8 protein-coding genes are annotated in these 5,096 nt (G+C 39.3%); all 8 read left to right on the top strand.

Annotated elements, in window-relative coordinates:
• Positions 1–1,002 (top strand): triacylglycerol lipase (locus PAN06_RS12900; RefSeq protein WP_269796523.1); only part of this gene is annotated, 1,002 nt, incomplete at its 5' end.
• On the top strand, positions 984–1,277 hold the full coding sequence (locus PAN06_RS12895; RefSeq protein WP_269796522.1) for a hypothetical protein: 294 nt from the start codon (positions 984–986) through the stop codon (positions 1,275–1,277). The genes PAN06_RS12900 and PAN06_RS12895, both read left to right, overlap by 19 nt.
• A 74-nt stretch (positions 1,278–1,351) precedes the next feature.
• Entirely contained in the window at positions 1,352–1,762 is a 411-nt protein-coding gene (locus PAN06_RS12890) for a hypothetical protein (RefSeq protein ID WP_004264263.1), read from the top strand.
• A 1-nt stretch (position 1,763) separates the two neighbouring features.
• A complete protein-coding gene (locus PAN06_RS12885) occupies positions 1,764–2,978 on the top strand; it encodes a triacylglycerol lipase (protein ID WP_269796521.1) in 1,215 nt (404 codons plus the stop codon).
• Positions 2,960–3,352, top strand: a complete 393-nt coding sequence (locus PAN06_RS12880) for a hypothetical protein (protein ID WP_064276320.1) — start codon at positions 2,960–2,962, stop codon at positions 3,350–3,352. The genes PAN06_RS12885 and PAN06_RS12880 overlap by 19 nt, the downstream gene beginning before the upstream one ends.
• On the top strand, positions 3,333–3,626 hold the full coding sequence (locus PAN06_RS12875; protein WP_004269862.1) for a hypothetical protein: 294 nt from the start codon (positions 3,333–3,335) through the stop codon (positions 3,624–3,626). Before PAN06_RS12880 ends, PAN06_RS12875 begins: the two co-directional genes overlap by 20 nt.
• Before the next feature lie 141 nt (positions 3,627–3,767).
• Positions 3,768–4,373: a nitroreductase family protein gene (locus PAN06_RS12870; RefSeq protein WP_064276322.1), complete on the top strand. Its 606-nt coding sequence runs from the start codon at positions 3,768–3,770 to the stop codon at positions 4,371–4,373.
• A gap of 13 nt (positions 4,374–4,386) precedes the next feature.
• Positions 4,387–5,096, top strand: a 710-nt coding sequence (locus tag PAN06_RS12865) for a Sapep family Mn(2+)-dependent dipeptidase (RefSeq protein ID WP_269796520.1), incomplete at its 3' end; no start/stop codon positions are given.

Genomic DNA, 5,096 nt, shown 5'->3' with positions numbered 1-5,096 from the left:
GTGATTGCTTATGCTGGGACGAATAAAGATGATCGACTTGACATCCAAACAGATATCCAATCAATAGGATTTGGTGATAGACAGGTGTTGTCGGATTTTAAAACGAAGACATTTAGAAAATCTCAATTTCAAACGGCTTTGAGTTTCGCGGAAGAAATCGAAAAAACTTATCCCTCTGCTAAAATCACAACTGCGGGGCATTCGCTTGGAGAGTCTCTGGCTATGTATGTCGCTTTGAAGCGAGGTTATGCCAATGTTGGGTATAACGGACCAGATATTCATAACTTGATTTCGAAAGAAGAAATCAAGCACATGCAAGAACATCCAGAACAATTTCGCAATTACCGTCATAAGTATGATGTTATTGGCAATATTACGGGAAATACGACTCAAACAGCCATCTATCCCTATATCTATCCTGCAAAAGATAACTGGGGTGACAAGTTAGAATATCATAACTTGTCCCAGTGGCGATTTGATGAGAATGGCCAGCTAGTTGATTTGGACGGAAAGCGAGTTACGAATCTCAAAGTAACGGTACTAGCAGAAGCAACAGCGGGTATGTACCGCTACCAAAAAATTAAAAGCTACCTCTCGGCAGATGGTTTGTCAAGTAGGGAAGAGATATACTTGGATAGCTTGCAGGGAATGGCTCTAGGGGAAGGGATGTCTAATGCAGCTCGAGCTGGTGCAGACGATATTAAGCACCTTCAAGAGGAGGTGGTGTCAAAAGCACAAGAACTATGGAATCAGCTTGACTTTAGTAGTTTCCGATACCTGAGTTATGATGAAGTCCTATCGACTTTTGCGTCTGCGGGTGTGACTCGGGATACGATTGTCGGTTCAGTTGAGCAAGATTTTGAGCAAATGAACCAAAAAGCTGAAAAACTAGCCACAGAATTTGATACCCTTAACCAACAGATTATCCAAGTCATTGAGAATAAACTAGCCACAGATAAGGAATTGGCAGGAGAATTTAGAAAATGGAACAGTCGGATTTAGTCTTCCAAAAGTTAAAAGCAAAAGAAAAAGAGTATTATGATTTGGAAGATGAATATCTAAAGCAGAAAGCAACTTTTACAAATCAACGCAATGAACTCTATGAACGTCGAGACCGCCTTGCCCGAATCGTAGAAGACGAAGCTGGTAAGATGACTGCTTTTCTTCAAAAAGGACAATATAGTTACCAAGATGGAGAACAGTTTTATAGGAGTTTACAACAATTGATGGAGGATTCTCAGTTTGTGACAGCTTTGAATTATGCCAATGTTAAGTAAAAAAGCCATTTATGTTATACTATAAGGTAATTCAGACCAAGTTGCTTTATAGAATAATATAAGGAGGTGTGTTAATGAATAGGCACAAAAAATGGGGTATTATTGCTTTAGTAATTTGTATCATAGGAGGGATTATAATGTTTAGTTTGAATCAACAAAAAGAAAAAACGATGGAAGAAAAAATGAGAATTGAACAGGATAGGATGGCGTTATACTTAGTTAGTCATTATGAAAAGGTTGAGAAGATTGAGTTTACAAGTTTTCAACAGAATAAATTAACAGGAACTTGGAATTCTAATGCCATTGTCAATGACGAAATATTTGTCACTTTTTCTGTTCAAAACTTGATGACAGAGGATGAAATAGGTTTTGGACAGCATATTAGTCAAAGTAATGGGAATGAATTAATAGAAAGAGATAATCCGGAAGTAATAAATAGCGATTCACTTATGTCAAATATAACAGTTATTTATTGGGTGAGATAATATGATTACGGATAAAAGTTTTAATTACTTAGTTGACCAAGTATATGAAGTTGATAAAAATAAAAATTCAACTCCATGGAAAGCAGGAGATGAGTTAAGAAAGGATTCTCAAACTTTTCGAGTTCTGAGTGCAAAAGACAACACCTCCAATGGTATGCAGGCGATGGCGGTTGCTCCTGTGGATAAAAATGGGAATGTGGATTATAGTCATGTAGTGATTGCTTATGCTGGGACGAATAGAGACGATCGGCTTGACATCCAAACAGATATCCAATCAATAGGATTTGGTGATAGACGGATGTTGTCGGATTCGAAAACAAAGACATTTAGAAAATCTCAATTTCAAACGGCTCTGAGTTTTGCGGAAGAAATCGAAAAAACTTATCCCTCTGCTAAAATCACAACTGCGGGGCATTCGCTTGGAGAGTCTCTGGCTATGTATGTCGCTTTGAAGCGAGGTTATGCCAATATAGGGTATAATGGGCCAGATATTCATAACTTGATTTCGAAAGAAGAAATCAAGCACATGCAAGAGCATCCAGAACAATTTCGCAATTACCGTCATAAGTATGATTTTATTGGCAATATTATGGGAAATACGACTCAAACAGCTATCTATCCCTATATCTATCCTGCAAAAGATAACTGGGATGACAAGTTAGAATATCATAACTTGTCCCAGTGGCGATTTGATGAGAATGGCCAGTTAGTTGATTTGAACGGAAAACGTGTCACAGATTTCAAAGTAACGGCGCTAGCAGAAGCAACAGCGGGTATGTACCGCTACCAAAAAATCAAAAGCTACCTCTCGGCAGATGGTTTGTCAAGCAAGGAAGAAATATATTTGGATAGCTTGCAGGGGATGGCTCTAGGGGAAGGAATGGCTAATGCGGCTCGAGCTGGTGCAGACGACGTCAAGCACCTTCAAGAGGAGGTGGTGTCAAAATCACAAGAACTATGGAATCAGCTTGACTTTAGTAGTTTCCGATACCTGAGTTATGATGAAGTCCTATCGACTTTTGCGTCTGCGGGTGTGACTCGGGATACGATTGTCGGTTCAGTTGAGCAAGATTTTGAGCAAATGAACCAAAAAGCTGAAAAACTAGCCACAGAATTTGATACCCTTAACCAACAGATTATCCAAGTCATTGAGAATAAACTAGCCACAGATAAGGAATTGGCAGGAGAATTTAGAAAATGGAACAGTCGGATTTAGTCTTCCAAAAGTTAAAAGCAAAAGAAAAAGAGTATTATGATTTGGAAGATGAATATCTAAAGCAGAAAGCAACTTTTACAAATCAACGCAATGAACTCTATGAACGTCGAGACCGCCTTGCCCGAATCGTAGAAGACGAAGCTGGTAAGATGACTGCTTTTCTTCAAAAAGGACAATATAGTTACCAAGATGGAGAACAGTTTTATAGGAGTTTACAACAATTGATGGAGGATTCTCAGTTTGTGTGTAGGCATAGAGAAGATGAATTGCAGTATCAAGAGGATTTGTTAAACAGAGATTATCGTAAAAAGCAAGATGAGTTAGAACAGACAATCGGAGATTTAAGGAGGTCATATGCTCGCGCCATTAAATGAATATTATACAGATGAAGAATATGAATTTGCTTTACGTCAGATGTATCGTATGATGGAGAGGAACAGAATCTATACAATGGCGACAGTAATCCTAAAGGAAAAAAATTCTTTGCAAACAGATTATAAAGAAAAAGTGAGAGAAAGTGCGGAGGAGACAAAAGTCGCTATTGGGAAAATAAAATCACAGATGGATACGGCTATAAAAGGTCAGGTAAAGAAAAAGTTGGAAGAAGTGACAACGGAGAAGCTATCTCAGTATGATTCCATTTGCTAATTTTATAGTGAGTAACTAGAATAATTGCTACAAACTGCATAGAGCAGTTTTTTTGCTATTACTTTTCCTATGAAAAATCCCTGCAAGCTCTTTCAAAATATGGTAAAATGGAAGCAGTAGAATTAGAAAAGGAAATCGATTATGAAATTTCTTGAATTAAATAAAAAACGTCATGCGACCAAGCATTTCACTGATAAGCCAGTTGATCCAAAAGATGTGCGTACGGCTATCGAAATTGCAACCTTGGCACCAAGTGCCCACAACAGCCAGCCATGGAAATTTGTAGTGGTTCGTGAGAAAAATGCTGAACTGGCAAAGTTGGCTTACGGTTCCAACTTTGAGCAGGTATTATCAGCGCCTGTAACTATTGCCTTGTTTACAGACACAGATTTGGCTAAACGTGCTCGTAAGATTGCCCGAGTTGGTGGTGCTAACAATTTCTCAGAAGAACAACTTCAATACTTTATGAAAAATTTGCCTGCTGAATTTGCCCGTTACAATGAACAACAAGTCAGCGACTACCTAGCCCTCAATGCAGGTTTGGTTGCTATGAATTTGGTTCTGGCTCTTACAGACCAAGGAATCGGATCAAATCTGATTCTTGGTTTTGACAAATCAAAAGTCAATGAAGTTTTGGATATCGAAGACCGCTTCCGCCCAGAACTTTTGATTACAGTGGGATACACAGACGAAAAATTGGAACCAAGTTACCGCTTGCCAGTAGATGAAATCATCGAGAAAAGATAGAAAGAAGAAAAAAATGACAACAATTGATTTTACAGCAGAAGTAGAAAAACGCAAAGAAGACCTCTTGGCTGACTTGTTTAGCCTTTTGGAAATCAACTCAGAACGTGATGACAGCAAGGCTGATGCTGAGCATCCATTTGGACCTGGGCCGGTAAAAGCCTTGGAAAAATTCCTTGAAATTGCAGACCGTGATGGCTACCCAACTAAAAATGTTGATAACTACGCAGGACATTTCGAGTTTGGTGATGGAGAAGAAGTTCTCGGAATCTTTGCCCACATGGACGTAGTGCCTGCTGGTAGCGGTTGGGACACAGACCCTTACACACCAACTATCAAAGACGGTCGCCTTTATGCGCGTGGGGCTTCAGATGACAAGGGACCTACAACAGCTTGTTACTATGGTTTGAAAATCATCAAAGAATTGGGCCTTCCAACTTCTAAGAAAGTTCGTTTCATCGTTGGAACAGATGAAGAATCAGGTTGGGCAGACATGGACTACTATTTCGAGCACGTAGGACTTGCAAAACCAGACTTCGGTTTCTCTCCAGATGCTGAGTTCCCAATCATCAATGGTGAAAAAGGAAATATCACAGAATACCTCCACTTTGCAGGTGAAAATGCAGGTGCTGCCCGTCTTCACAGCTTTACAGGTGGTTTACGTGAAAATATGGTACCAGAATCAGCAACAGCAGTCGTTTCAGGTGATTTGACTGACTTGCAAGC

The sequence above is a fragment of the Streptococcus sp. SM3 genome (assembly GCF_027497875.1).
Note: the sequence above shows the minus strand (reverse complement) of the source record. Positions and strands in the feature narration are given on the sequence as shown.

Bases quoted from the DNA above. Each gene is read 5' to 3' on its own strand.
- PAN06_RS12875 (WP_004269862.1), top strand. From the start codon at position 3,333: ATGCTCGCGCCATTAAATGAATATTATACAGATGAAGAATATGAATTT.
- PAN06_RS12885 (WP_269796521.1), top strand. From the start codon at position 1,764: ATGATTACGGATAAAAGTTTTAATTACTTAGTTGACCAAGTATATGAA.
- PAN06_RS12895 (WP_269796522.1), top strand. From the start codon at position 984: ATGGAACAGTCGGATTTAGTCTTCCAAAAGTTAAAAGCAAAAGAAAAA.
- PAN06_RS12880 (WP_064276320.1), top strand. From the start codon at position 2,960: ATGGAACAGTCGGATTTAGTCTTCCAAAAGTTAAAAGCAAAAGAAAAA.
- PAN06_RS12890 (WP_004264263.1), top strand. From the start codon at position 1,352: ATGAATAGGCACAAAAAATGGGGTATTATTGCTTTAGTAATTTGTATC.
- PAN06_RS12870 (WP_064276322.1), top strand. From the start codon at position 3,768: ATGAAATTTCTTGAATTAAATAAAAAACGTCATGCGACCAAGCATTTC.